This window comes from Actinopolyspora sabaoui (assembly GCF_051225635.1).
Classification (GTDB): Bacteria; Actinomycetota; Actinomycetes; order Mycobacteriales; family Pseudonocardiaceae; genus Actinopolyspora.
This window is the reverse complement of sequence record NZ_JBMIHH010000002.1, coordinates 96,837-122,502: the sequence shown is the minus strand read 5'-3', so window position 1 is coordinate 122,502 and position 25,666 is coordinate 96,837. Positions and strand designations below refer to the sequence as shown.

At 68.5% G+C, this 25,666-nt stretch carries 21 protein-coding genes; 15 read left to right on the top strand and 6 right to left on the bottom strand.

Features of this window, described 5'->3' with window-relative positions:
• Nucleotides 1–50: 50 nt before the first annotated feature.
• Complete coding sequence (locus tag ACOQFL_RS03055) at nucleotides 51–275, top strand: hypothetical protein (RefSeq protein WP_435542563.1); 225 nt, start codon at nucleotides 51–53, stop codon at nucleotides 273–275.
• Nucleotides 276–440: 165 nt separating this feature from the next.
• Here the strand turns inward: ACOQFL_RS03055 and ACOQFL_RS03050 are convergent, their stop codons facing one another.
• A complete protein-coding gene (locus ACOQFL_RS03050; RefSeq protein ID WP_435542562.1) occupies nucleotides 441–2,033 on the bottom strand; it encodes an alkaline phosphatase D family protein in 1,593 nt (530 codons plus the stop codon).
• A gap of 812 nt (nucleotides 2,034–2,845) precedes the next feature.
• Nucleotides 2,846–4,423, bottom strand: a complete 1,578-nt coding sequence (locus tag ACOQFL_RS03045; protein WP_435542561.1) for an alkaline phosphatase D family protein — start codon at nucleotides 4,421–4,423, stop codon at nucleotides 2,846–2,848.
• A 318-nt stretch (nucleotides 4,424–4,741) separates the two neighbouring features.
• On the opposite strand from ACOQFL_RS03045, the gene groES reads away from it, so the two are divergent.
• Both groES and groL read left to right on the top strand, forming a co-directional pair.
• Nucleotides 4,742–5,032, top strand: a complete 291-nt coding sequence (gene groES, locus ACOQFL_RS03040) for a co-chaperone GroES (RefSeq protein ID WP_092625188.1) — start codon at nucleotides 4,742–4,744, stop codon at nucleotides 5,030–5,032.
• 240 nt (nucleotides 5,033–5,272) lie between these two features.
• Entirely contained in the window at nucleotides 5,273–6,880 is a 1,608-nt protein-coding gene (gene groL / locus ACOQFL_RS03035; RefSeq protein ID WP_435542560.1) for a chaperonin GroEL, read from the top strand.
• 533 nt (nucleotides 6,881–7,413) lie between these two features.
• On the opposite strand, the gene ACOQFL_RS03030 is transcribed toward groL, so the two are convergent.
• Nucleotides 7,414–7,716 (bottom strand): WhiB family transcriptional regulator, encoded by a 303-nt coding sequence (locus ACOQFL_RS03030; protein WP_092625944.1) that lies wholly within the window; start codon nucleotides 7,714–7,716, stop codon nucleotides 7,414–7,416.
• Between the two features lie 185 nt (nucleotides 7,717–7,901).
• On the opposite strand from ACOQFL_RS03030, the gene ACOQFL_RS03025 reads away from it, so the two are divergent.
• The 4 genes from ACOQFL_RS03025 (at nucleotide 7,902) to ACOQFL_RS03010 (ending at nucleotide 12,575) form a co-directional block, all read left to right on the top strand.
• Nucleotides 7,902–9,131, top strand: a complete 1,230-nt coding sequence (locus tag ACOQFL_RS03025) for a MerR family transcriptional regulator (RefSeq protein ID WP_435542559.1) — start codon at nucleotides 7,902–7,904, stop codon at nucleotides 9,129–9,131.
• A gap of 291 nt (nucleotides 9,132–9,422) precedes the next feature.
• Entirely contained in the window at nucleotides 9,423–10,019 is a 597-nt protein-coding gene (locus ACOQFL_RS03020) for a response regulator transcription factor (protein ID WP_026152733.1), read from the top strand.
• A gap of 711 nt (nucleotides 10,020–10,730) precedes the next feature.
• A complete protein-coding gene (locus ACOQFL_RS03015; protein WP_092625194.1) occupies nucleotides 10,731–11,303 on the top strand; it encodes a sigma-70 family RNA polymerase sigma factor in 573 nt (190 codons plus the stop codon).
• Entirely contained in the window at nucleotides 11,304–12,575 is a 1,272-nt protein-coding gene (locus ACOQFL_RS03010) for an anti-sigma-D factor RsdA (protein ID WP_435542558.1), read from the top strand. It abuts the gene before it with no gap.
• Between the two features lie 287 nt (nucleotides 12,576–12,862).
• Here ACOQFL_RS03010 and ACOQFL_RS03005 read toward each other — a convergent pair whose 3' ends face one another.
• Nucleotides 12,863–13,264, bottom strand: coding sequence for a DUF5319 family protein (locus ACOQFL_RS03005; protein WP_092625948.1), 402 nt, complete (start codon nucleotides 13,262–13,264; stop codon nucleotides 12,863–12,865).
• Nucleotides 13,265–13,624: 360 nt separating this feature from the next.
• On the opposite strand from ACOQFL_RS03005, the gene guaB reads away from it, so the two are divergent.
• From guaB to guaA, 4 genes are all read left to right on the top strand, one after another.
• Nucleotides 13,625–15,136 carry an IMP dehydrogenase gene (gene guaB, locus ACOQFL_RS03000; protein WP_435542557.1) on the top strand — a complete coding sequence of 504 codons (1,512 nt, stop codon included), beginning with the start codon at nucleotides 13,625–13,627 and terminating at the stop codon, nucleotides 15,134–15,136.
• Nucleotides 15,137–15,210: 74 nt separating this feature from the next.
• A complete protein-coding gene (locus tag ACOQFL_RS02995; protein WP_435542556.1) occupies nucleotides 15,211–16,341 on the top strand; it encodes a GuaB3 family IMP dehydrogenase-related protein in 1,131 nt (376 codons plus the stop codon).
• Between the two features lie 292 nt (nucleotides 16,342–16,633).
• The gene (locus ACOQFL_RS02990) at nucleotides 16,634–18,349 is read left to right on the top strand and encodes an FAD-dependent oxidoreductase (RefSeq protein ID WP_435542555.1); all 1,716 of its coding nucleotides are present in this window, start codon (nucleotides 16,634–16,636) and stop codon (nucleotides 18,347–18,349) included.
• A gap of 166 nt (nucleotides 18,350–18,515) precedes the next feature.
• Complete coding sequence (gene guaA, locus ACOQFL_RS02985; protein ID WP_435542914.1) at nucleotides 18,516–20,117, top strand: glutamine-hydrolyzing GMP synthase; 1,602 nt, start codon at nucleotides 18,516–18,518, stop codon at nucleotides 20,115–20,117.
• 100 nt (nucleotides 20,118–20,217) lie between these two features.
• Here the strand turns inward: guaA and ACOQFL_RS02980 are convergent, their stop codons facing one another.
• Together ACOQFL_RS02980 and ACOQFL_RS02975 are read right to left on the bottom strand one after the other, a co-directional pair.
• On the bottom strand, nucleotides 20,218–20,445 hold the full coding sequence (locus tag ACOQFL_RS02980) for a hypothetical protein (RefSeq protein WP_435542554.1): 228 nt from the start codon (nucleotides 20,443–20,445) through the stop codon (nucleotides 20,218–20,220).
• Nucleotides 20,435–21,952 (bottom strand): PspC domain-containing protein, encoded by a 1,518-nt coding sequence (locus tag ACOQFL_RS02975; RefSeq protein ID WP_435542553.1) that lies wholly within the window; start codon nucleotides 21,950–21,952, stop codon nucleotides 20,435–20,437. Before ACOQFL_RS02975 ends, ACOQFL_RS02980 begins: the two co-directional genes overlap by 11 nt.
• Nucleotides 21,953–22,132: 180 nt before the next feature.
• Here ACOQFL_RS02975 and ACOQFL_RS02970 point away from each other — a divergent pair, with 180 nt between their 5' ends.
• The 4 genes from ACOQFL_RS02970 (at nucleotide 22,133) to ACOQFL_RS02955 (ending at nucleotide 25,651) form a co-directional block, all read left to right on the top strand.
• Nucleotides 22,133–23,446 (top strand): ATP-binding protein, encoded by a 1,314-nt coding sequence (locus tag ACOQFL_RS02970; protein ID WP_435542552.1) that lies wholly within the window; start codon nucleotides 22,133–22,135, stop codon nucleotides 23,444–23,446.
• A 21-nt stretch (nucleotides 23,447–23,467) separates the two neighbouring features.
• Nucleotides 23,468–24,250 (top strand): response regulator, encoded by a 783-nt coding sequence (locus tag ACOQFL_RS02965; RefSeq protein WP_435542551.1) that lies wholly within the window; start codon nucleotides 23,468–23,470, stop codon nucleotides 24,248–24,250.
• A 163-nt stretch (nucleotides 24,251–24,413) separates the two neighbouring features.
• Nucleotides 24,414–24,803: a DUF2267 domain-containing protein gene (locus ACOQFL_RS02960; protein ID WP_435542550.1), complete on the top strand. Its 390-nt coding sequence runs from the start codon at nucleotides 24,414–24,416 to the stop codon at nucleotides 24,801–24,803.
• Nucleotides 24,804–24,898: 95 nt separating this feature from the next.
• Nucleotides 24,899–25,651 carry a DUF2267 domain-containing protein gene (locus ACOQFL_RS02955; protein WP_435542549.1) on the top strand — a complete coding sequence of 251 codons (753 nt, stop codon included), beginning with the start codon at nucleotides 24,899–24,901 and terminating at the stop codon, nucleotides 25,649–25,651.
• Nucleotides 25,652–25,666: the final 15 nt, after the last annotated feature.

Sequence of the window (25,666 nt, the reverse complement as noted above, 5' to 3'; positions counted from 1 at the left end):
GTTTCACGACGAGCCTGCCGGAGGACTTCGATCGTTCGAGGAGACAGTTCATGAGTCAGCGTCGGCGACTTTCCACTTTCGCGCGCCGGCTCTGCCTGGTCGGGGCGTGCCTGTTCATGCTTCTCGCCGTGGTGACCAACCGCTTGGCGGTGGCCGACAGCTTCACCGGGCAGATTCCCTGGGCCGGGCACTGGCTCACTTCCGTCGTGCTCGGAGTGGCCTCGTTCGCGCTCGGGTTCGGCTACTTCGGTCCTCGGGACAACGACACCGGGTAGTTCGTTCCGGCCGGGCAAGCGGCGCGGTCGATGTTCGACTCCGGTGACCACCGGCGATGCCTCGCGTACGAACGGGACCTCCGTCCGAAGAGCACGGACGACCCGTGGCGGGTGTTTCCGGCGCGGCCCGGCACCGGAAACACCCGCGACGTACGACCGGCCGCGTCACTTCCGCCGGTGCAGCCTCGGCTCCCCGTCGTTGACGACGAAGGTCGCCGCGGTTCGTGCGGGCGCGCCGCGTTCGGTGACGTAGTCCAGCGTGCGATAGTCCACCCGCAGCTCGTCCGCGCTGAACCTGGTGCGGACGTAGCCACGCCGGTCCTTGTAGAACTTCACGTGCGGGTTGTCGTCGAGTACGCCCTGCTGGGTGTCCTCGCTGCCGTCACCGCCACTGGTGACCGAGGTGGTGATGAACTCGGTACCGGCGGGCGGCGAGTCCGGGTGCTCGTGCGAGTCACGGATCTCGGCGGCCCAGTGCCGGTGCACATCGCCGGTGAACACCACACCGTTGCGCACGTTGCTGTTGGCCATCCCGTGCGCGATCCGGTCCCGGTTGGCGACGTAGCCGTCCCAGGCGTCCATGTTGTATCCCTCGCCGGGCCCGCTGTCGAGGTCCAACTTGGAGAAGAACACCTGCTGCCCCAGCACGTCCCAACGCGCACGGGTGTTCCGGAAACCGTTCATGATCCAGCGTTCCTGCTGTTCGCCGGTGATGCTCCGGTTCGGGTCGAAGCGGTCCTCGCAACCGATGCCGTACCCGTCACCACAGGCCTGGTCGTCGCGGTACTGCCTGGTGTCGAGCATGTGGAAGTTGGCGAGCCCGCCCCACCGGATGCGTCGGTAGAGCCGCATGTCGATCCCCCGCGGCCGGGAGCTCCGCCGCAGCGGCATGTTCTCGTAGTAGGCCTGGAACGCCGCCGCGCGCCGATCGAGGAAGTCGGGGTCCGGTTGTTCCGGCACCTCGTCGGCCCAGTTGTTCTCGGTCTCGTGGTCGTCCCAGACCACCAGCCACGGTGCCACCGAGTGGGCCCGTTGCAGGTCCTCGTCGGTCTTGTACTGCGCGTGCCGCTGCCGGTAGTTGGCCAGTGTTCGGGTCTCCGGGCCGAACACCTTGCGCACGTCCTGGTCCGAGGCGGGGTACTCGTACTGGTAATCACCCAGGTGCAGGATCAGTCCCGGCTCTTCCTCGGCCATCCTGCGATAGGCGGTGAAGTATCCGTCACCGAAGTGCGAACAGGATGCGAAGCACAGCGTCAGATCGCCCATGTCCCCTGGAGGGGGTGCGGTGCGGGTACGTCCGGCGGGGGAGACGTCGTCGCCCACGCGGAAGCGGTAGAAGTACTCGGCGCCGGGGCGCAGTCCGTCGACCTCCACGTGGACGCTGTGGGCTTCCTCCGGCCTGGCCCAGGCCCAGCCGCGTTGCACCGGTCGAGCGAACCGCTCGTCCTCGGAGATCTCCCACCGCACCGGGTAGGGTCGGTTCGGCATTCCGCCCTTGCCGTCCGCCGCGGTCGGTTTCGGGGCCAGCCGGGTCCACAGCACGACACCGGTCGGGAGTGGATCCCCGGAAGCCACCCCGAGGCTGAAGGGGTCGCGCAGCCTGCCGATGCCGACACCGGGCAGGCTCCGGCCGTCGGCGTAGGCGGATCCCGCGACCGTGCCCGCCAGCGCGGCACCGCCGACCGCGGCGGCTCCTCCCAGCAGCACCGAGCGGCGGCCGACCGAGTTGTCGGGGCCGGACGTAGTGGAGTCGGACATCCCGCTCCTCCAGACAGTTGTTCGAGGACTATCCGAGAAACCACCATCACCCGTGATCGTTGTTCGAGCCACCCGTGTTCGGTTGGAATCGGGTGAACTCTCGGCCACGAGATCCCTACGCTCCGGTTTTTTCGCACCTCAGCGAGGTTTCTCATCGAGTGGGAGTCTCGCGGTCGCTCGACGAACGGTGCGCGGAGTTCCACTCGGCCGGGTGCGAAGCTCGATGCCCGGAGGCGTTCGGTCGGGCGTGAAGCCGCGAACCGGGGATCCGCTGTGGAGCGTGGAAATCTTTCGAGGAAGCTTTTTCGGAGAACTGTCGCCCGTGCTCTTCGGTGGGTATCGTCGAAACCTCGCCTGCTCGGGGCGCGGCCGAGAATTCGGTTCAGTTTCGTCGGTTCGTCGGACGCCGGGGTGGGCCGAGCGGTCCGGGTGGCCGGGACGGGCGGGGACGACGTTTCCAGGGCTGGTTCGTCGGCCTGCTCGGTGCTGGCATACCCGGCAACCTAGAGCACACAGTCGATCACGGTGCACGCACCCACCTCTTCGATGGCATCTCTCTCATGTCGATCTGGTTGACCGCGATCCACTTCGTACCGCGCAACCGCCGGAAGGGTGATGGGATGCCTACGATGTGTACAGTCGATCAAGCGGCAGCCGCGCGACACTCCACCACGGTGCTTCGAGCGCTTGCTCGACCGGACGATTTCCATTCCACGGGACACTGCCGCGTCATCGAGGTCGGTTCCCGGTCGAAGGGTGAGCCCGGGCTCGAGTGCCACCGAAACCCGTACGGCCGAGCGACCGTGTCCGGTTCAGCTCGGTGTGATCTCGCGTGGTCCGGCCACACCGTCGGTTATCTCGAAGGACGCCTTGGTCGAGACAGCCGCACCGCGCCGCGAGACGTAGGGCAGCACCCGGAAGTCGGCCCGCAGTCGTTCGGTGTCGATTCTGGTGCGCAGGTAACCGCGCATCCCGCTGTGGAACCGGATGTGCGGGTTGTCCGGATCACCGGGGAACTCGTCTTCCTCGGCGTCGCCGCCCGAGGTGACCGAGGTGGTGACCAGCTCCGAACCGATCACCGGCGAGTCCGGATCGGAGTAGTCGCGTTTGAGGTCGGCAGCGTAGTGCTCGTGGATGTCACCGGTCAGCACCACCGGGTTGCGCACTCCTGCCGCCAGCCAACCCTCGGTGATCCGCCCACGTGAGGCGGTGTAACCGTCCCAGGTGTCCATATTGGTCATGGTCAACGGGCCGTCCAGCGTGTCGTGGTGGGCGAACATCACCTGCTGTCCCAGCAGGTCCCATCTTGCTCGGGAGTCGCGCAGTCCGGCGAGCAGCCACTTCTCCTGCCGCTCGCCGGTGATGCTGCGTTCCGGGGCGGACTCGGTCCCGCAGGGGCCGACCAGTCCGCCGCACGCCTGGTCGTCGCGGTACTGCCTGGTGTCGAGCATGTGGAAGGCGGCCAGCCCGCCCCAGCCGATCCTGCGGTAGAGCCGCATGTCCGTGCCACGCGGTCTGCTGCTCGCGCGCAGCGGCATGTTCTCGTAGTAGGCCCGGAACGAGTCGGCTCGCCGTCGCTCGAAATCCACCTGGGGCAGCTCCGGGTCGTCGCCCGCCCAGTTGTTGTCCAGTTCGTGGTCGTCCCAGATCACCACCCACGGCGCCGTTCGGTGTGCGAGTCGCAGGTCCGGGTCGGTCTTGTACTCCGCGTATCGCCTGCGGTACTCGGCCAGGTTGTCGGCCTGGAATCCGGTGACCGAGCGGGCTATGCCGGAAAGCAGCGGGTACTGCAGGTGTCCCAGCTCGTAGATGTAGTCCCCCAGATGCAGCACGAGGTCCGGTTCGTCCTCGGCGATCCCGCGGTAGGCGGTGAAGTAGCCGTGTTCCCAGGCAGCGCAGGAAGCGGTGCACACGGTCAGCGGTCGGCCGAGCGCTCCCTCGGCCGGTGCGGTGCGGGTGCGGCCGGTGGGAGTCAGGTGTCCGCCGGTGCGGAACCGGTAGAAGTATTCCCGCCCCGGACGTAGTCCGTCGAGTTCCACGTGGACCGAATGGCCCCACTCCGGCATGGCACGCGCGGTGCCGCGTCGCACGATGCGGTGAAATCGTTCGTCCTCGGCGAGCTCCCACTCCACCTCGATCGTCCGGTCGGGCATCCCGCCGCGCCCGTCGTCGGCGAGTGGGTCGTAGGCGAGACGGGTCCACAGCACGAAGCCCTGCGGGTCGGGATCCCCGGAGGCGATGCCGAGGGTGAAGGGGTCACCTCGGTTCCGGGGCGCGCTCGGGCGTGCCGTGGCCGCGCCACTTCCCAGCCCCAGCGCCGTGGCGGCGGTGGCCGATGCGAGCAGCAGTTTCCGACGATTCCAGTTCGGTGGTCCGGCCGGTCGGTGCATGTGGTCCTCTCGTCGAACGGATTCGTGTCGGGAGAGCGTGCCGTACAGAAATGAGAAATATTCGTATATTGCGTCAGCAAAGGTTGAACGGCGCGTGAGCCGATGTCGACCGGCATCCGGGTGAGAGGGTTGTTCTCCGGCTGCTCCGGGCCGGGTCCGCGAGGTTTTGGGAGGGTCGTGTTGAAGGTTGGCACTCGTCCCGGTAGAGTGCTAGAAGAACGGCGCCGGAGCGCCCCGGCACCCGCGACGGCGGGGAGTCACGGAGCCGTCAGGAATCCAGCCAACGCTTCGAAGACCCCAGAAGGCGGAGGTCACACCGTGGCGAGCATCAAGCCGCTTGAGGACAAGCTTGTTGTCCAGGCAAGTGAGGCCGAGACGACGACGGCGTCCGGCATCGTGATCCCGGACACTGCCAAGGAAAAGCCGCAGGAGGGCAAGGTCCTCGCTGTGGGACCCGGCCGTGTGGACGACAAGGGCAACCGCATCCCGCTCGACGTCAACGAAGGCGACGTCGTCATCTACTCCAAGTACGGCGGTACCGAGGTCAAGTACAACGGCGAGGAGTACCTGGTGCTCTCCGCCCGCGACGTGCTGGCCGTCGTCAACTGACGACTGGCTCGTCCCGCTGGCGAGTGAGTCTCGTCAACCGACTGGGGACAAGAACGTCCCCGTGGGCGGTAAACCGCCCCGGCGGTCCCTGAGGTGGACTTCCGGGGCGGTTCGCCTGCGAGCGCTGTCTCGCCGGACGCAGGCAGGCGGCCGCGGGAACGGCCGCGCGCTCGGACACGACTGCGCGCCCGTTCGGCGAACAAGGACATCCCGGCACGCACGCTGAAGGGCTGTTGAAACATGGCTAAGCAAATCAGCTTCGAGGAGGAGGCGCGCCGCTCGCTTGAACGCGGCGTGAACCAGCTCGCCGACTCCGTGAAGGTCACCCTCGGACCGCGCGGTCGGCACGTCGTACTGGACAAGCAGTTCGGCGGGCCGCAGATCACCAACGACGGTGTGACGATCGCCCGTGAGATCGATCTGGAGGACCCGTACGAGAACCTGGGTGCCCAGCTCGTCAAGAACGTCGCCACCAAGACCAACGACGTCGCGGGCGACGGCACCACCACCGCGACCGTGCTGGCGCAGGCGCTGGTCAGCGGCGGGCTGCGCAACCTCGCCGCGGGTGCCAACCCCTCCTCGCTGGGCAACGGCATCCAGCAGGCTTCCGAAGCGGTGATCGAGTCCCTCAAGGAGCAGTCGACTCCGGTCAAGGGCCGCGACAACATCGCCCAGATCGCGACCGTCTCCTCGCGTGACGAGAACATCGGCTCGCTGGTCGGCGAGGCGATGGAGCGGGTCGGCGACGACGGTGTGATCACGGTCGAGGAGTCCTCGACACTGGCCACCGAACTGGAGGTCACCGAGGGCGTCCAGTTCGACAAGGGCTACGTCTCGCCGTACTTCGTCACCGACTCCGAGCGGCAGGAAGCCGTGCTGGAGGACGCCCAGGTCCTGCTGCACCAGGACAAGATCTCCAACATGCAGGAGCTGCTGCCCCTGCTGGAGCGGGTGGCCAACGACGGCAAGCCGCTGCTGATCGTCGCCGAGGACGTCGAGGGCGAGGCGCTGTCCACGCTGGTGGTCAACGCCGTCCGCAAGACGTTCAAGGTCGTCGCGGTCAAGGCGCCCTACTTCGGTGACCGCCGCAAGGCGTTCCTGCAGGACCTGGCCGCCGTGACCGGTGCGCAGCTGATCTCGCCGGACGTCGGCCTCAAGCTCTCCGAGGTCGGTCCCGAGGTCCTGGGCTCCGTGCGCCGCGTGACCGTCACCAAGGACAACACCACGGTGGTCGACGGTGGCGGCAGCAAGGACGATGTGCAGGCCCGGGTCAAGCAGATCCGCAACGAGATCGAGGCCAGCGACTCGGACTGGGACCGCGAGAAGCTGCAGGAGCGGCTGGCCAAGCTCGCGGGCGGTGTGGCCGTCCTCAAGGTCGGTGCGGCCACCGAGACCGAGATGAAGGAACGCAAGTCCCGCATCGAGGACGCCGTCGCCGCGGCCAAGGCCGCCGCCGAGGAGGGCAGCATCCCGGGCGGTGGCTCCAGCCTGGTGCACGCCACCAAGTCGCTGCAGAACAACCTCGGCCTCTCGGGTGACGAGGCCACCGGTGTCCAGCTGGTGCGCAGTTCCCTCGAGGCCCCGCTGTTCTGGATCGCCAACAACGCGGGCGAGGAAGGCGCGGTCGTGGTCTCCAAGGTTCGCGACATGAAGTGGGGCGAGGGCTTCAACGCCGCCGACCTCACCTTCGGCGACCTCACCGGCCCCGGCGTGGTCGACCCGCTGAAGGTGACCCGTTCCGCGGTCTTCAACGCGGCGTCCATCGCGCGCATGGTCCTCACGACCGAGAGTGCCGTGGTCGACAAGCCCGAGGAGGAGGAAGACTCCTCCGGCGGGCACAGCCACTGACGCTCAACGGCACTGCCCCACCGCCTCGGTGGGGCCACAGCCGATGGAATCGGGGCGGCACCGGACGGTGCCGCCCCGATTTCGTGTCGCGGTCCCACGAGCCGTCGCCGTGCTCCCCCCGGTGGCTCCGACACGTCGACGGTCTCCCACTCACCGCGACACGGGCTTTGTCGCATCGGACGGGTACCCCGGTGCCGCTGTGCTCCGGTTCGGGGCCCCTACGAACCGGAGGCCCGCTCCGTACCCGGTTCCCCGGCCGAGTACCCCGCTGGTGTCCGGTCGCCGTGCGATGCGACCGAGCCACCTCGTTGTTCGGGGCCGCCCGAGACCCCCGGGGCGGCCGGCCCGCGCGGGGTCGGATACCCGTCCGCACGAGCGGGGTCCGTCGTGGCTTCCGGGCCGGTCACTCGCAGGTCTCGAATTCGGGTGCCCGGCCGTTCTCGTGATGTCCTTTCCCGCTCCTCCCGGGACCTCTCGGTTCGGTTCGACCGTCGCCCGGTACGCAGCTTTCCGGGCGCTCTGCCGCCGGTGTCTCACACCGCCAGCGGTTCGTCCGTCTTTCGACTGTTCTTGATCATTACCTCACGCTCCGACTCCGAGAGCCCGCCCCAGATGCCGTAGGGCTCCTGCACGGTCAGTGCGTGTTTCCGGCACTGCTCCAGAACCGGACAGCGGTGGCACACTTCCTTGGCCTTGGCCTCTCGTCTGGCTCTGGCCGGGCCACGCTCTCCGTCCGGATGAAAGAAGTACGCGCTGTCCATGCCCCGGCACAGGCCCTGTATCTGCCAATCCCAGATATCGGCGTTCGGCCCGGGAAGACGTCGTGTGTCCGCCATTGCGACGACCACCTCCAATTCGGTGGGTCCCCTCCCTGCCACGGTGTGTTACCGCAGCCTCGCACGGATCACACTAAAACCGAGTCAAAGCTTGTTCAACCCTTTTGGCTGGTAAAGATGGTTCACGTTGGAGTGACATTGCGATGACCATGCCGGGTTGCCTCGACGCGTGCGCTACCACGAACATGTCCGATGATGATGTGGTCGAGGTGACGAGGTGGTCGGCTTTGGACGCCGAATCGGCCGGATGTGGAGCTCTGTCCGCCACCGCGAACGGCTCGGTGGGCGACGAGTGCGGGTCCGACGAGGGGGAGACGCACGATGTCCCCGTCACCCCGAAGTTGTCGGTCGCGGCCGTCGCGCGCAGGCTGGGCATCGCTCCCGCTACGTTGCGTACCTGGGATCGTCGGTACGGGCTCGGGCCCACCGAGCACTCCTCCGGACGGCATCGCCGTTACGGGCCGGAGGACATCGCCCGTCTGGAGTTGATGCAGCACGCCCTGCTCCGGGGGGCCTCTCCCGCGGAGGCGGCCCGCTACGCGCACGCGGCCGCCGTGCGGCACGGTGGTGCCACGGCGGCCATGGGCGCGAGCGGGGGCGAGGCCCCTTCCCCGGTGAGCGATTCCTCCCGGCGGGACTCGAGACTGGAGTCCGAGTCACGTTCCGTCGCCGAGGTGGACGAGGACGGCTCGGTGCTGCTGAGCGGTGTACTCGGCGACGAGGGGGAGCCGAGCCCCGAGCGGATCGACACGGCCAACACCGGTGGGCGGGGACTGCGGCTCGGCGGGGCGAGCCCGAACGCCCGTGGATTGGGGCGAGCCGTACTGGCGCTCGACGCGTTCGCCGCGCAACGCGTTCTGCGCCGAAGCGTGGAGCAGGACGGGGTTCGGGTGACGCTGTGCGACGTGCTGTGGCCGGTGCTGCGCGCTCTCTCCGAACTGCGTGAGCGCACCGGCAGTGGTGCGGAGATGCCGAAGCTACTGGAGGACTCGGCGGTCACCGCGTTGCGTTCGGTGATCGCCGATGCCCCCGAGCCGCGCACTCCGCGTCCGGTGCTGCTCGCGCCGGCGGTGGGGGAGCAACAGTCCGTGGAACTGCTCGCGCTCGCCGCCGCGCTGGCCCATGCGGGTGTCGGACACCGGTTGTTCGCCGCCACGCTGCCCAGGGAGGGCCTGGAGGCCGCCATTCGGCGAACGGCGCCCGCCGCGGTGCTCCTCTGGTCCGAGCACTCGGCTTTCGCCGATCCCCGGTTGGTTACGGGGCTGCCCAAACCCCGCCAGCGGGTCCGCGTCTTCGTGGCGGGTGGTGGTTGGTCACCCGAGGCGTTGCCCGAACAGGTGGAGCATCTCGGCTCCTGGGAGGGGGCGTTGCGGCGGATCGAAAGCTTGGTGCGGGACCTCGGGGAAAGTCAATAGTGATATAGATCACTCAAAGATCCTCGCGTCGCGAGTCCCCGGCTTCAACTGTCCAAATGGGACGTTCTGTTGAGTACGTTCGAGTGAATATCGCAGGTAGTGGGCGCGCCACGAAATATACCCCGGAACGGGTGAAACTCTTACGGTTTGAATGCTCCGTTCCGGTGAGACTTACCCGGCGTGTTTATCACTCGAAAGTGGTTGATCGGCGCGACGCGCGGGTCAAGCTCTGTGCCGATGTGTCCGATGAAGGAGGTGGAACGTTCACTCGCCTGTAGGAAGGGAGTTCCCGTGACGACGGTCTTGATTTGTGATGACCGGCGGAGCGTCCGGGAGGGGCTCACCCGTGTGATGTCGGCTGTGCCGGGTGTGAGCCGAATCGACTGTGTGGCGCACGGCGACGAGTTGCTCTCCCGATTCGCCCGGCAGGCGGTCGACGTTGTTCTGGTGGGTACCCAGCGTGCGGTGCCCAACGGTGTCGAGGCCACCCGCAGGTTGGTCTCCGCGCATCCGCAGGCCAACGTGATCGTCTTCGGCGCACCCGACGACGCCGGGAGTATCGCGGCCGCCATCGCGGGTGGCGCACGTGGTTACCTGCGCTGGGATGCCTCCAGGCCGGAACTGGTGGCCGCGTTGGCGCACACCCTGGCGAGTACTTCGGTTCCCGCCCCTCGGCAACCGTCCGACCCGGGTGTGCAGCTCACCGATCGCGAACTGCAAGTGCTGCGTGGCATGGCGCAGGGCAAGAGCAACGGTCAGATCGGCCGTGAGCTCTATCTCTCCGAGGACACGGTCAAGACGCACGCGCGGCGGCTGTTCCGCAAGCTCGGCGTCCGGGACCGGGCCCAGGCGGTCGCGCACGGTTTTCGACGCGGCCTCGTAGCTTGAAGCGGCGCCCGATCGGTACTTCCGATCGCTCGACCGCCTCCCCCTGCTCCGGTGTTCCGGTGGGGAGCCGTTACCAGTCCCGGATCCGTTGAGCTTGATTCTCCTCTCCCGTTCCGGCGGGTGTCCGAACTCATCGAGCCGGAGGACCGGGACGGTCTAGCGGTCACGGCGGAGAGGCTCGTTCGGATGCGGGCCGAGTCCGGCCGGGTTGCCGGTCATGGTCGACTGAGGCGGGGATGCGAACCGCCTCGGCCGCCGCGGTCGACGAGCGATGTTTCCGTGCCCACTCCGGCCGCTGGTACGTCGGTGCGGGTCACTCGAAGTTCGTCGTCGTGCCGGTCGCGGTATTCGTGTCCGATATCACGGTTTCTCGTCCGGGGAGGTGACCTGGTCGGGACGTTTCGCGACGAAGCGTCCCGTTGGGGTGTTCCTGGGGGGGGCTCCCGGCCCCGATCCTTTGGTTCCGCTGTGGCGATGTCCCCGTTGACCGGGGAAAAGTTTCCGGTGTCGTTTTCGGGGTGCCGTGCGGCGCCCGTATTGGGCCTGGTTCGCCGGGCTCGATCAGCCGTCGCGGTTCGCTGCTCATCCGGTCCACTCGGTGTACAGAGCGCTACACCGAAACGGTAGTGTGACCACGGGATCAGCGCGCTTGGCGCTTATCCGGGCAACTTCGATTCAAGTCAACGCGTAACACCGAGGCTGGCGTCTGCGATGAGCAACGTGGGGGACGGGCTGGACGCTCTTGTCAGCGCCTCCATCGACGGTGACCGCCAGTCGATCGAGCGCTTACTGGCCGAAATCCGTCCTTTGGTGGTGCGGTACTGCCGCGCCAGGGTTGGTCGGAACGAACGTACGTTCGCTTCGGCGGACGATGTCGCCCAGGAGGTGTGTCTCGCTGTGCTCACGGCGTTACCCACCTACCGGGACCAGGGACGGCCTTTCCTGGCGTTCGTGTACGGCATCGCCGCGCACAAGGTGGCCGATGCGCACCGTGCATCGGCTCGCAATCGGTCCGAGCCGGTCGCGGATCCTCCGGAGGCTCCGGAAGATCAGGCCGGGCCCGAGCAGCGGGCCATACAGGGTGAGCTTTCGGGCAGGATGGCGCAGTTGCTGCGCGTGCTGCCCGCCAAGCAGCGGGAGATCCTGCTGCTTCGGGTGGTCGTCGGGTTGTCCGCGGAGGAAACCGCCGAAGCGGTCGGTTCGACGCCGGGAGCGGTGCGTGTGGCGCAGCACCGTGCGCTCGCCCGGCTGCGAAAGACGCTGTCCGCGGAGGAGGTGGTCTGATTGGCGGAACGAAGAGGCTCCGGAAGTGACGATGACGGGCGTGACTCCGTCGAGCCCGACCGGCAGGACGACCGGTTCAGTGCCGAGGAGGAGGCCGAACCCGGCTCCGATTCGTCCGGTGACGATTCCGGAACGAGCGTCGAGTCTCGGTCCGACGCGCAACCCCAGGATGATCACGATGTCGGCGTGACGGATGAGTCGGAACACTCCTCCGAGGACGGTTCCGCGGCGGCCGAGATCGTGGACTTCCCGTCGGGCGAGCAGCGGTTCGGTTCGAAGTCCGACGACGTCACGATTTCGGACGACATGCTGCTGTCCGAGGAGGAACTGGCCTCCGAGGAGGATCTCGTTCTGGCGGACGAGCTCACCCGGACCGATGCCGAGACGGACGAGGAGCCCGTCGACCTCGCGCGCCTGCGGGCCGACGACGAGTTGTTGGACATGCTCGGCCAGTCGGGAGGCCCCAGCGGTTCCGCTGGTGCCGGGGCCGACGTCGAGGAGCTGCTGCTCGCCTGGCGGCGGGATGTCGATGCGACGCCGATGGGGGAACTCGTCGACGTCGAGCGCGCCGCCGCCGCGGTGGAGGCGGGCAGGCCCAAGCGCCGTTCCCGCGTTCCCAGACTGCGTCACCTGGTGCCCGTGGCCAGTGCCGCGGCCGTGCTGATGATCGGCTTCACCGGGGTAGGCCTCGCCGCTCGTGACGCGGCGCCGGGAGACGCGTTGTGGGGGGTCACGCAGGTTCTCTACAGTGATCGTGCCGCTTCGGCCGCGGCCGCTTCCCGCGCTCAGAGCCAGTTGGACGTGGCCAGCCAAGCCTGGCAGAACGGCCACGAGGAGGCGGCCGAGACCGCCCTGCACCGTGCGGAGGAACAGCTCGACACCATCGACCCGGGAGAACGGCGTTCCGACCTGCGTGCCGCGCACGCCTCGTTGAGCGCGAAGTTCGACCGTCCGGCTGAAGCGCCGGGCAGTTCCTCGACGGAGGAGAGCGGTTCCGAGAACCCCGGAAGTTCCTCGACGGAGGAGAGCGGTTCCGAAAAGCCCGGAGACTCCGGCAGCGAATCCCCGGCTACGTCGGGGGACAGCAACCCACCCTCCTCGGGGAGTATGCCCAGCCCGACGGATGGTTCCGAGCCGAGCAACACCTCGGACCAGGGGCGGCCGCCGCCTCCGAGTGAGAGTGACCCCAGTGAGACGGGTGCGTCCAGCAGCGAGGACGACACCGCTCCGGGCTCGGGAAGCGGCCAGGCGCGCAGTTCCCAGTCCGACTGAGTGGGTCCCGGGCCGAGTTCCTCGCCCGTTCCGGATGGGGCGCCGCTGCCTCTCGTGCGGCGGCGCCACACCGCGTAGGGCCGCTCTCAGTCACGACACCGCTCCCGGCGGAACCTCGCCGGGTGCTCCTCGGCGGTCGCCGTCGAACGCGCTCGGTGCGCGACACGATTTCGTTGCGTATCCGGTAGTGGGCCGCACGAGCCCGGGATCGGCGGCCGGGCGGGTTCGCCGCCCGGCCGTTACGGGAATTCCCAGCGACTGCCGAGCCTCGGCGCCTGGGTTGGTTCTCAGCGGCTGCGCTGGTCCTCGGTCTCGATCACACCGTCGGCGAAACCACGACAGTACTCCCAGCTCACGTAGTGGCCCGGATTCGGTTCGTACGCCGGTTCGTGCGGGCGCATCCGGCCGTCGTTGAGCAACTGCTCCAGGCTCGACCGCAACAGCTCCCAGTCGTGGTAGTGCGGTTCGCCGCAGTCCGAGCAGTCCACGACGATCCCGCGGATGCCGCGCGGCTCCAGCAACGCCTGGTACACGGCGAGGTCGGCCAGGTCGGACAGCAGTTCGGCACGTTCCTCGTCGCCGAGCTGTTGGTCCTGTTCGAATTCCTGGTCGCCGAGGGCCATGCTCGGGTCTTCCGGATCGCCCGCGAACGGGTCTGGTGGCAATGGGTCATGCGGCACGACCCGCACGGTACCGGTAGCGTCCAACTCCGCTGAGCCGTGGCCGGGGAGCCGCTGGTAATCGGCTCTGGATACCATGTGGGGACACCGCCCGTGAGTCGTGTCGAAGGCGTTTTCCGGTGGTGGGTACGTCGTACCTTCCGGCCGCCTCCGCCGGAACGGCTCGCCGGGTCCGCTTCGCCGCGAGGCACCGGCTCGATCACTGATTCGACCGGCCCCGTTCGAGTCGCGAAAAGGCCCGTTCGAGCCGCGGAACGGGCTCCGGGAGTGTCTCGCGGACCGGATGCTCCCCGAGTGGACCAACCGCTCCCGGACGGGAATCCACACGACGCACTTCATACAGACACCAGGAAGGCACTCCTTCGCGCTATGACCAGCGAGCTGACCGCCCCGGGGTTCCCGACCAAGTTCGCGACGCTCGGGCTGACCTTCGACGACGTACTGCTGCTTCCCGACGAGTCCGACATCGTTCCCGGCTCCGTGGACACCAGCACCCGGTTCTCCCGCAACATCCAGCTGCGCGCCCCGCTGAGTTCGGCGGCCATGGACACGGTCACCGAGGCGAGGATGGCCATCGCCATGGCCCGGCTCGGCGGCGTGGGAATCCTGCAGCGCAATCTTCCGGCCGACGAGCAGGCCGCCCAGGTCGAGGTGGTCAAGCGTTCCGAGGCGGGAATGGTCACCGACCCTGTGACCTGCTCTCCCGAGGACTCGTTGTCCGATGTGGATGCGTTGTGCGCACGCTACCGCATCTCCGGCGTTCCGGTTGCCGACCCGGACGGCACGCTGGTCGGCATCATCACCAACCGTGACATGCGGTTCGAGACCGACCACACCAAGCGGGTGCGCGAGATCATGACCTCGGCGCCCCTGATCACCGCCCTGGTCGGGGTCACCGCCGAGGACGCGCTCGACCTGCTGCGCAGGAACAAGGTCGAGAAGCTTCCGATCGTGGACAACGCTGGCAAGCTGCGTGGGCTGATCACGGTCAAGGACTTCGTCAAGACCGAGCAGTATCCGGACGCCACCAAGGACGCCGACGGCAGGCTGTTGTGCGGTGCGGCCGTCGGAGTCGGGGCCGACTCGCACGAGCGCGCGATGGCGCTGGTCGAGGCGGGAGTGGACGTGCTGGTGGTCGACACCGCTCACGGTCACTCCAAGGCAGTCGCCGAGACCGTCGCCACCCTCAAGAGCGAGCTGGGTGACTCCGTCGACGTGGTCGGCGGCAACGTGGCGACCAAGAACGGGGCGCAGTCCCTCGTCGACGCCGGGGCCGACGGGGTCAAGGTGGGGGTTGGACCGGGCTCCATCTGCACCACCAGGGTGGTCGCGGGTGTCGGTGTGCCGCAGATCACCGCCATCTACGAGGCGGACCAGGCCTGCCGTCCCGCCGGGATTCCGCTGGTGGCCGACGGCGGCATCCAGTACTCCGGCGACATCGCCAAGGCGATCGCCAGCGGTGCCAGCAGCGTGATGCTCGGCAGTCTGTTCGCGGGCACCGCCGAGGCTCCCGGGGAGCTCGTGCTGGTCAACGGCAAGCAGTTCAAGGTCTACCGGGGCATGGGCTCGCTCGGCGCGATGTCCTCGCGTGAGAACGGCAAGTCCTACTCCAAGGACCGCTACTTCCAGGACGACGTGCTCTCCGAGGACAAGCTGGTGCCGGAGGGCATCGAGGGCCGGGTGCCCTACCGCGGCCCGCTCGGTCAGGTGGTGCACCAGCTGATCGGCGGAGTGCGCTCGGGCATGGGCTTCACCGGTTCCGGAACCATCCCGGAACTGCAGCAGGCCCACCTGGTCCGGGTCACGGCGTCGGGGCTCAAGGAGAGCCACCCGCACGACATCACCATGACCGCCGAGGCGCCCAACTACACCACGCGGTAGCCTGCCCCGCCGGGTGACCCCGGTGGGAACTCGCCTCCTCTTCGACTCACAGCGGCACCGCGGGAAGGAAACACGTGCGGGATCTTGTGGAAATCGGGATGGGCCGGACGGCCATGCGCGGCTACGACCTGGACGATGTCGAGATCGTTCCGTCGCGCCGTACGCGCTCCTCCAAGGACGTATCCCTGTCCTGGCAGATCGACGCCTATCGCCTCGACATTCCGCTGGTGACGCATCCCACCGACGCGGTGGTGTCACCGGCCACGGCGATCCGGATCGGTGAGCTGGGTGGCCTGGGAGTGCTCAACGCCGAGGGCCTCTGGGCCCGGCACGAGAACGTCGAGGGAGAGCTCGCCCAGGTCGTGCGTACCGCAGAAGAGGGTGAGGGGCCGGACGCCGCGATCGCGATGTTGCAACAGCTGCACGCCGCGCCGGTCCGTACCGACCTGTTGACCGAGGCCATCAGGCAGATCAAGGACTCCGGTGTCACGGTCGCCGCTCGTGTCAGCCCGCAGCACGCGGAGGAGCTCACCCCCACACTGCTCGCCGCCGGTGTCGAGGTGCTGATGGTGCAGGGCACCATCGTCTCCGCGGAGCACGTCTCCCAGGAGGGGGAGCCGTTGAACCTCAAGCGGTTCATCGGCGAGCTCGACGTGCCGGTGATCGCGGGCGGGGTCGGCGACTACCGCACCGCGATGCACCTGATGCGCACCGGAGCCGCCGGGGTGATCGTCGGTTTCGGGCAGTCCCGTTCCGCGACCACCACCCAGACACTGGGCATCGGGGTGCCGATGGCCACCGCCGTGGCCGACGCCGCTGCCGCCCGGCGGGACTACCTGGACGAGACCGGTGGGCGCTACGTGCACGTGATCGCCGACGGCGGGCTGTCCTACTCCGGTGACATCGCCAAGTCGATCGCCTGCGGCGCGGACGCGGTGATGCTGGGTGAGGCGCTCACCGAGACCTCGGAGGCCCCCGCGCAGGGCTATTACTGGACGGCCGCCGCGGCGCACCCCAACCTGCCGCGCAGCGAGATCGTGGGCTTCAACAGCGCCGGGGTGGATCTGAACACGCTGCTGTTCGGGCCCAGCAGCGATCCCTACGGGACGCTGAACCTGTTCGGTGCGTTGCGTCGTTCCATGGCCAAGACCGGGTACTCCGAACTCAAGGAGTTCCAGAAGGTCGGCCTGATGCTTTGTCGCTGAGCGGGTGCTTTGCTCGTTCGGCCGGGTAGCCGGGGGCTGAGTCGGCGCCTTGCCGCGTTGGGCCGGCTCTGCCGAGCAACCGTTTCAGGGTTCTCTTCCACTGTTCGGGAGCGACTCCGCCGTTTCGGGCGACCGGTGCTCTTGACCGGTTGAGTCGTGGGGCGGTGCGTACCCAGGTACGTGCCGTTGTCCTGCCGCGTTGCCGTGCCGGGTCGGATCAGGTCGAAAAATGTTCGCCGAAGGTCCGTTCAGCTATGGCTACTGGCGAGTAATTTGTTCTACTCTCACGGCCATGAGTGATCGGGGACACCTTCGGCGCGAGAACTCCCACGAGCGCGACTACGACGTGGTCGTGATCGGCTCCGGCTTCGGCGGCAGCGTGGCCGCACTGCGGTTGACCGAGAAGGGATACCGCGTGGCCGTGCTGGAAGCGGGCAGAAGGTTCGCCGACGACGAGTTCCCCAAGACCTCCTGGGATCTGCGCCGTTTCCTGTGGGCACCCCGGCTCGGCTGCTTCGGCATCCAGCGCATCCACATGCTGCAGAACGTCCTGATCCTCGCCGGTGCGGGGGTCGGCGGCGGCTCCCTGGTCTACGCCAACACGCTCTACCGGCCGATGAAGCCGTTCTTCGAGGATTCCCAGTGGGCCCACATCACCGACTGGGAGGACGAGCTCGACCCGCACTACGAGCAGGCGAGCCGGATGCTTGGGGTGGTCACCAATCCCACCGAGACCCCTTCCGACCGCGTCATCCGGCGGGTGGCCGACCGGATGGACGCGGGGGAGACCTATCACCCCACACCGGTGGGGGTGTACTTCGGCAAGCCGGGGGAGAACAATCCCGACCCCTATTTCGGGGGCGCGGGACCGGAACGCACCGGCTGCACCGAGTGCGGTGCCTGCATGACCGGCTGCCGGGTCGGCGCGAAGAACACCCTGATGAAGAACTACCTCTACCTGGCCGAGTCCAAGGGCGCCGAGGTGTGGCCGCTGACCACGGTCGGCGGCATGCGGAAGGAGGCGGACGGCCGCTGGCGGATCCGCACCGAACGAACCGGCGCCGTGCTGGGCGGAGGGGGCCGAACCTTCACCGCCGACCAGGTGGTGATCGCCGCCGGCACCTGGGGGACCCAGAACCTGCTGCACCGCTGCGGGCAGCGTGGTGAACTGCCCGGGCTCTCCCGCAGGCTCGGCGAGCTGACCAGGACCAACTCCGAGGCGATCATCGGTGCGCAGCGGCGTTCGGTGGATACCGAACGCGACTTCTCCACCGGCACCGCGATCACCTCCTCGTTCCACCCGGACAACGACACCCACATCGAGCCGGTGCGCTACGGCAGGGGAAGCAACGTTATGGGGCTGCTGCAGACCCTGCCCACCAGTGGCGGCGTCGACAAGCCGCGCTGGCGGCAGTGGCTGCGCACCGTGCTGACGCGCCCGTTGACCACGCTCCGGCTGCTCTCGGTACGGCGCTGGAGCGAGCGTACGGTGATCCTGCTCGTGATGCAGAGCCTGGACAATTCGCTGCGCACCAAGCTCGGCAAGGGACTGTTCGGCCGCCGCAAGCTCGTTTCGCAGCAGGGCCACGGCGCCCCCAACCCGACCTGGATCCCGGCGGGCGAACGGGCCAACGAACTGGCCGCGGCGGAGATCGACGGCATCGCGGGCGGTACTTGGGGAGAACTGTTCGACATCCCCATGACCGCGCACTTCATCGGTGGTTGCCCGATCGGTTCGGACCCGGAACACGGCGTGATCGATCCCTACCACCGCGCCTGGGGATACCCGGACATGTCCGTCGTGGACGGTTCGGCGATAACGGCCAATCTCGGGGTCAACCCCTCGCTGACGATTACCGCGCAGGCGGAGCGGGCCTTCTCCATGTGGCCGAACAAGGGCGAGCCCGATCCGCGCCCCACCCAGTCGGAGGAGTACCGCCGGGTGGAACCCGTGGCTCCCGCCGATCCGGCCGTGCCCTCGCACGCTCCGGGGGCACTGCGGCACTGAGCGGACGGCTCGTGACCGGCTCCACGGTATTCCCCTGGACGATCTCGTGGCGGGGTCGGTCACGGCTGTGCGACGCCCTCGTCGAACCTCGGGCCGGGAACGATACGCTGACCGGCGTAGTGTTCTCACCTGGAGGTTCGACGTCGTGTCCGACACCACAGGCGGTATCGACCCCGCCGGGCAGAGTGCTGAGCGAGGACGGTCCGGTAGCGGCCCCGTCCTGGTGGTCGACTTCGGCGCGCAGTACGCGCAGCTGATCGCCCGCCGGGTACGCGAGGCGCAGGTCTATTCCGAGGTGGTTCCGCACGACACGCCCGTCGAGGAGATGCTGCGCCGCGATCCCGCCGCCATCGTGCTCTCCGGCGGCCCCGCCAGTGTCTACGCGGCCGACGCGCCGCAGGTGGACGCGGAACTGTTCCGCTCCGGAGTTCCCGTACTGGGAATCTGCTACGGCTTCCAGGCCATGACCAGGGCACTCGGCGGCACCGTCGAGCACACCGGCACCCGGGAGTTCGGGCGCACCGAACTTTCGGTGTGCTCCGCGGGCGGGACGTTGCACCAGGAGCTTCCGGCCCACCACCCGGTCTGGATGAGTCACGGTGATTCGGTGAGCAAGGCCCCCGAGGGGTTCCGGGTGATCGCCGAGACCGCCGACACGCCGGTCGCCGCGTTCGAGAACCCGGAGAGCGGCCTCGCCGGGGTGCAGTACCATCCGGAGGTGGCGCACTCGCCGCACGGCCAGGAGGTGCTGCGCCGCTTCCTGCACGACATCGCAGGTATCCGGCCGCGGTGGACCACCAGCTCGATCGTGGACGAGACCGTCGCTGCGGTACGGGAGCGCATCGGCGACGCCCGCGCCATCTGCGGACTTTCCGGCGGGGTGGACTCGGCCGTGGCCGGTGCGCTGGTCAACAAGGCGGTCGGCGAGAAGTTGACCTGCGTGTTCGTGGACCACGGTCTGCTGCGTTCCGGGGAGCGGGCTCAGGTGGAGCGCGATTTCGTCGCCGCCACCGGAGCTCGACTGGTCGTGATCGACGCGGTGGAGCAGTTCACCGAGGCGCTGGCGGGCGTCACCGACCCCGAGGAGAAGCGCAAGATCATCGGGCGCGAGTTCATCCGGACCTTCGAGCGTGCCGCACGGGAGCTGCAGCAGGAGGCCGGTCAGGCCGGTGAGCAGGTCGAGTACCTGGTGCAGGGCACGCTCTACCCGGACGTCGTCGAGTCCGGGGGAGGCAGCGGCACGGCCAACATCAAGAGCCACCACAACGTCGGCGGGCTGCCCGAGGACCTGCAGTTCGACCTGGTCGAGCCGTTGCGCGCGCTGTTCAAGGATGAGGTGCGCCGGGTCGGGCTGGAGATGGGGCTGCCCGAGACCATCGTGCATCGGCAGCCGTTCCCCGGCCCGGGGTTGGCCATCCGCATCATCGGCGAGGTCACGCCACAACGGCTGGAGACGCTGCGTGCGGCGGACGCGATCGCCCGCGAGGAGCTGACCGCCTCCGGTGTCGACCGCGACATCTGGCAGTGCCCGGTGGTGCTGCTCGCCGACGTGCAGTCGGTCGGTGTGCAGGGCGACGGACGCACCTACGGTCATCCGGTGGTGCTGCGGCCGGTTTCCAGTGAGGACGCCATGACGGCGGACTGGACCAGGCTGCCCTACGAGGCGCTGGAGCGGATCTCGACCCGGATCACCAACGAGGTCGCCGACGTCAACCGGGTGACGCTGGACGTGACGTCCAAGCCACCGGGCACCATCGAGTGGGAGTGAGGCCCGGTCCGGCAGCCTGCTCACCGTAACCGGACTCCCCTGCGGAGACATGTCTCTCGGCGGGCACGCATGTGCCCGCCGAGAGACATGTCTACCCGGTTCAGCGCCTGCGCAGCGAGGCCACCAGCATGATCACACCGATGGCCGCCGCGGCGAAGGCCAGTACGCGCTGCGTGGACCAGCCCCCGCCCGCGAGGAAGTAGATCGACGCCGCCACGGTCATGATGCCCGCGGTCAGGGTGACCGGATCCGGATTGAACCGGCGTGCTCCGCCGCTCGTGCCCTCGCTCATTGGGAGCGGTTCGGGTTGGTGCTGCTCAGTAACCACGGATAACCTCCACGCTTCCCGTCTCCACCATCAGGTTCAGCCGGACGGAACCGCCCCCGGGGCCGTCGGTGCCGAGATCGTTCTCAGTGACCCGGATGTCCCTGCCCGAGCGCACGCTCCCGAGGCACTCCACCTGTCCCAGCTCGCTGGCGCAGGTGACCCGCGCGTCGGCCTCCGGCGGGAGGTACACGGTCACCGTGCCCATGCCCAGTGCCACGTCGGTGGAGACCTCCCTGTCGGCGGGAAACCGCATGTTCTCCAGCCCCAGCACGATGTTTCCCACCGCGCCCGAGTACTCCGACTCCAGCCCGGTCGTCTGAGCCGGGAACACCGTGAGGTTGGTGTAGCCCTCCCACGGTCGCTCCGGAATCACCGTGGACAGCATCGCCGCCAACGCCACCGGAACCGCGAACAGGATGAGCCAGCGACCCCGGCGCAGGAAGGAGCCCAGCAGCATCCCGCAGCCGATCACCCCGAGCATCAGCGCCCAGATCGCCACCGTGGACAGGCCGAAGGCGATCCCGAAGCCACCCACCAGCAGCGCGATTCCCAACGTCGCCAGCGTGATCGAGTAGCGCGGTCGACGGCCCTTCGCGCTCTGTTCCGGAGGCTGTGGTTGGCCCATAGGGGGTGCCCAACCGGGCGGTGGTGGTTGGTTCGGCGGCTGTGCGAACTGTTCGGTGGGGTAGCGGGGTGGTTCCGGGGCTGGTGGGCCGTACGAAGGCGACTCGGATCGGACGGTCGTCTCCGAGGACGCCGTCGCGTCGATGGGTGACGGCGCGTCGATGGGTGACGGCGCGTCGATGGGTGCCGTCGTATCGGAGGGGACGCTCGTGTGCCGCTCCGTTGCGACACCCGTCGACTCGGCCACCGTCGTTTCGCGCGTTCCGGTTTCTGCTGTCGCGGGCATCGCGGGGCGCTGCGCCGCGTCGCTCGTCGCGGTGCCCGAGGTTCCGTACGGTCCCGAGGTCGTGTACGGCCGCCCAGTGGAGACACGATCACCGAAGTGCCGGTGCAGCAGGTACAGCGCCAGCACCCCCAGGGCCAGCCCGAACACGCCCGGCATGTCGAACGCGGCGAGCGAGGCCGGGACGAACACCATCGTTATCAGGGCGAGTACCGCCAGCCGAACGGCAGTGTTGCCCGGTGCGTCGCTCGACTTCGGCAATGTCGCCCAGCCGAGCAGGTAGAACAGCAGCCCGGCGCCGCCGTAGAAGGTGCCGATCACGAACACGACCCGCAGCAGCACCGGATCCACGCCGTAGCGATTGCCGAGGGCGGCGGCCACCCCCGCGAGCTTGCGCCCCTCGGAGGGGCGGGCAGGCCTGGTCTCCCAGAAATCGCTGAAGGTTCCCTTGATCTCCGCCCACGTTCCCCGCGCACCGTTGGCCCCGCCACTCCGAGCGGTACCCCCCGAACCGGTACCGCTCGGACCGGTGTGGGCGCGGCCCTCGGCGTACTGCCCGCCATCCTCGTACTGCCCGCCATCGGTCGTTCCGCCGTTCATACCGTTCACTCTGCCGGTGGCACGAGTCCCGGTCGTCAGGGTGTTCCCCTGAAAGCCCCCGGACGATCCGTTGCCGTTCCCCGATGCCGCCGGCCGCACGCGCGTGTGATTATCGACGCCGTGCAGGTCCGTTCCAGCCAGTTTTCCAGTCAGCGCACCACGGGGGAGGACTCGCGCGCGATGTCCGAGCGACGGACCCGGCCGATGTACGTCACCGGTACCGACATCCCACGGCTCTACCGGCGCCGTTCCGGCAGGGTGGTGGCCGGTGTGGCGATCGGGATCTCGGATCACCTGGGTTTTCCGGTGGTGTGGGTTCGTGCAGTGTTCGCGATGCTGGCAGCGCTCGGCGGTGCGGGCATCCTCGGCTATGGGCTGCTGTGGATCTTCGTGCGGCAGCGTTCCGACATCGCGGGTACCGAGTCGGAACGCGAGCGCAGGCAGGGAGTGGGGCTGCTGCTGCTCGGTGTCGGACTGGCCGCGGTCGTGGCTTCGGTCAGTGCCGTACCGCCGTGGTTGGTCGGTGCGTTGGGGGCGACCCTGGTCGGCGGTGCGGTCATCTGGCGGGAGGCGGACGAGTCGCAGCGCGGGCAGTGGCGTGCGGGGGCCCGTTCCAGCATCGTGGGACTGCTCGGCGGCGGTGGGCGTGCCGGGGTGCTGCGGCTGCTGGCGGGCGTGGCGCTGGTCTTCCTCGGCTTGTGCGCGTTCGTGCTCGCCACCATCGGCAGCGAGGTGCCCGTGGTGCTCGCCGCCGTGGTGGCGACGCTGGTCGGCGTGGCGCTGCTGACCGTGCCGTGGTGGATGCGGTTGAGCGGGGATCTCGACGTGGAGCGCTCCACCCGGATTCGTTCGCAGGAGCGTGCCGAACTCGCGGCGCATCTGCACGACTCGGTGCTGCAGACCCTGGCGCTGATCCAGAAGCAGGCCGGGGCGGAGCGGGAGGTGCGTCGGCTGGCGAGGAGCCAGGAGCGCGAGCTGCGCCGCTGGTTGTACGGCCCCGGTGGTTACAGTGGGTCCTCGCGGCCCATGAGCCACGCCCCCACCGCTTCGCCGGGAACCTCGGGCGAGGAAACCACGACCGGTGAGTTCGAACGGCTCCCGGAGGAGACACTGGCCGCCGAACTGGCGCGGATCTGCGGTGAGGTCGAGGACGCCTTCGCGATCACGGTGCAGCACGTCGTCGTCGGTGACGGGCCGCTGGACGAGCCGCTGCGAGCGGTACTGGCCGCCGCCCGGGAGGCCATCGTCAACGCGGCCAAGCACGCGGGCGTCGACGAGGTCAGCGTCTACGCCGAGTCACAGCCCGACCGGGTGGAACTGTTCGTCCGGGACAGGGGAGTGGGGTTCGACCCCGACGAGATCGATCCCGATCGACACGGGTTGGCCGAGTCGATCCGGGGCAGGATGGAACGCAACGGCGGACTGGTGCGGTTGCGCACTTCGCCAGGGGCGGGGACCGAGATACACCTGGACCTGCCGCGAGAAGACCAGTGAACACCGGTGGAGGAGTCCGTTATGGCAGAGCGAGAGGATGAGCGGCGGGACCCGCCTGCGCACACTGACGGCCCGCCGGGTGACAGTGCGGTGGGTGGCAGCGCGGTTGGTGGCAGGGCGGTGGGTGACAGCGGTGCGGCGATCGGCGACCAGAGGCCGGTGGGGGTCTACCTCGTCGACGATCACGCGTTGTTCCGGGCGGGCGTTCGCGCCGAGCTCGCCGCGTTCGAGGACCAGGTCCGGGTACTGGGTGAGGCGGGATCGGTGGCCGAGGCCGTGGCGGGCATCGAGCACCTGCGTCCCGCCGTGGTGCTGCTCGACGTGCACATGCCCGACGGCGGAGGTGCCGAGGTGCTACGCCGGGTGCGGGAGCGGGGAGTGGGCGTCGTTTTTCTCGCCCTCTCGGTTTCCGACGCCGCCGAGGACGTCATCACGGTGATCCGCGGTGGGGCGCGCGGCTACGTCACCAAGACGATCTCGGGACTCGAGCTCGCCGACGCCGTTCGTCGTGTCGCGGCGGGCGACGCGGTCTTCTCACCACGGCTGGCGGGGTTCGTGCTGGACGCCTTCTCGAAGGGCTCCGGCTCCGCGGAGGTGAGTGATCCCGAGCTGGACCAGCTCACCCGCAGGGAGCGCGACGTGCTGCGGCTGTTGGCGAGGGGCTATTCCTATCGCGAGATCGGTTCGGAACTGTTCATCTCGGTCAAGACGGTCGAGACCCACGTTTCCAGCGTATTGCGCAAGACCCAGCTGTCCAACCGCTACGAGCTGTCCAAGTGGGCCTCCGACCGGCGGCTGGTCTGAGGTGGAGCGAGCGGAGGGCGCCGCTATGTTTGACCATGTCCGATACCGGCAATCCGGGTGACCCGGGCGATTCACCGCTCATTTCGGGAGCGGTGAGCACGCCACGTACGTGAAAGCAGCATCACCTCGCAGCTGCGGATCGGAAAGGAAGGTCCACGCGACGATGCGGTATCACGAGTTTCTCGCCGCGGTGGAAAAGCACGGCGGGCCGACCGAACGGGACCACGCCGACCAGGCGAGCAAGATCGTACTCGCCACCATCGGGCAACGGCTGGCCGGGCAGGAGCCCAGGGATCTGGCCAGCCAGCTGCCCCCCGAACTGCAGGAACCACTGCTGCAGCACACCGGGGAGGACGAGATCGGAGACGACTTGGACGACTTTCTGCGGCGGGTCGCCGACCGGGAGGGCCGCGGCTGCGACCCCGAGACGGCGTTGACCCACTCCCAGGCGGTGCTGGGCACCATCGCCGAGTTCGTCTCCGCCGGTGAGATCGACGACCTGCGGTCCCAACTGCCCGCGGGTTACGCTCCGCTGTTCCAGCAGCCGCAGTAGAACCGAGCAGCCGTAGGAGAACGTTGTCACCCGCCGAAGCGGCGGGACGATGAGTCGTGTTCCTCGGCGGGCGGGCCGCATCCGGGAGGCAGAGGATGGACTACGAGGAGATGGTCACCGAGCTCCAGCGGCGTTTGGAGCCCGGCGTCACGCATCCCGAGACGGTGCTGGCCGCAACGGTTCAGGCCCTCGGTGAAAGTGCCTGGAACGTGGCTGCCGAGCTGCGAGCGCATCTTCCCCGGCAGCTGGGGGAGGTGCAGCCCGCCGGGCCCGGCGATCCGCTCTCGGCGGACGCCTTCCTCGATCGCATCGGCCAGTTGAGCGGTGCCCAGGATTCCGAGCAGGCCCAGGAGTACGGCAGGGCGGGGGCCGCCGTGGTCGGCCGGGCGCTTCCAGCGGTACAGCTGCGTCGCCTGCTGCACGAGCTGCCCGAGGACTACGCGACGCTGCTGCCCAGCGACAGCGGTCTGAGCACCACGGCGGACACGTTGCTGGCCGAGGTGCGCCGGCGCGCCGCGCTCGAGGGCACGGAGCAGGCTCGGCAGCTCACCCAGGCGGTGCTGGGGGTGACGGCGCAAGCTGTCAGCCAGGGTGAGGTCGACCGGCTCACCGGGGCTCTTCCGCCGGAGATCGGGGCCCTCCTGGACACCCGGGAATTCGCCCAGCACACCGACACCGATCGGTTCCTGGCGGAGATCGCCAGGCGCAGCGACGTCACCGATTCGGAAGTAGTCCGGGACCACACCGGCGCCGTGTTCAACGTGCTGGGCGAGTGGGCTCCCGAGGAGATGGCCGATACCCTCGATCAACTTCCCAAGCCGGTGGCCGCTCTCGCGAGGGGCCGGTGAGGACGCCACGCGGTG

Coding starts and splice junctions, on each gene's coding strand:
- guaB (WP_435542557.1), top strand. CDS start 13,625: ATGACCAGCGAGCTGACCGCCCCGGGGTTCCCGACCAAGTTCGCGACG.
- ACOQFL_RS02970 (WP_435542552.1), top strand. CDS start 22,133: ATGTCCGAGCGACGGACCCGGCCGATGTACGTCACCGGTACCGACATC.
- ACOQFL_RS02955 (WP_435542549.1), top strand. CDS start 24,899: ATGGACTACGAGGAGATGGTCACCGAGCTCCAGCGGCGTTTGGAGCCC.
- ACOQFL_RS03045 (WP_435542561.1), bottom strand. CDS start 4,423: ATGCACCGACCGGCCGGACCACCGAACTGGAATCGTCGGAAACTGCTG.
- ACOQFL_RS03030 (WP_092625944.1), bottom strand. CDS start 7,716: ATGGCGGACACACGACGTCTTCCCGGGCCGAACGCCGATATCTGGGAT.
- ACOQFL_RS02965 (WP_435542551.1), top strand. CDS start 23,468: ATGGCAGAGCGAGAGGATGAGCGGCGGGACCCGCCTGCGCACACTGAC.
- ACOQFL_RS03050 (WP_435542562.1), bottom strand. CDS start 2,033: ATGTCCGACTCCACTACGTCCGGCCCCGACAACTCGGTCGGCCGCCGC.
- ACOQFL_RS02975 (WP_435542553.1), bottom strand. CDS start 21,952: ATGAACGGCGGAACGACCGATGGCGGGCAGTACGAGGATGGCGGGCAG.
- ACOQFL_RS02960 (WP_435542550.1), top strand. CDS start 24,414: ATGCGGTATCACGAGTTTCTCGCCGCGGTGGAAAAGCACGGCGGGCCG.
- ACOQFL_RS02990 (WP_435542555.1), top strand. CDS start 16,634: ATGAGTGATCGGGGACACCTTCGGCGCGAGAACTCCCACGAGCGCGAC.
- ACOQFL_RS03055 (WP_435542563.1), top strand. CDS start 51: ATGAGTCAGCGTCGGCGACTTTCCACTTTCGCGCGCCGGCTCTGCCTG.
- ACOQFL_RS03025 (WP_435542559.1), top strand. CDS start 7,902: ATGTCCGATGATGATGTGGTCGAGGTGACGAGGTGGTCGGCTTTGGAC.
- groL (WP_435542560.1), top strand. CDS start 5,273: ATGGCTAAGCAAATCAGCTTCGAGGAGGAGGCGCGCCGCTCGCTTGAA.
- ACOQFL_RS03015 (WP_092625194.1), top strand. CDS start 10,731: ATGAGCAACGTGGGGGACGGGCTGGACGCTCTTGTCAGCGCCTCCATC.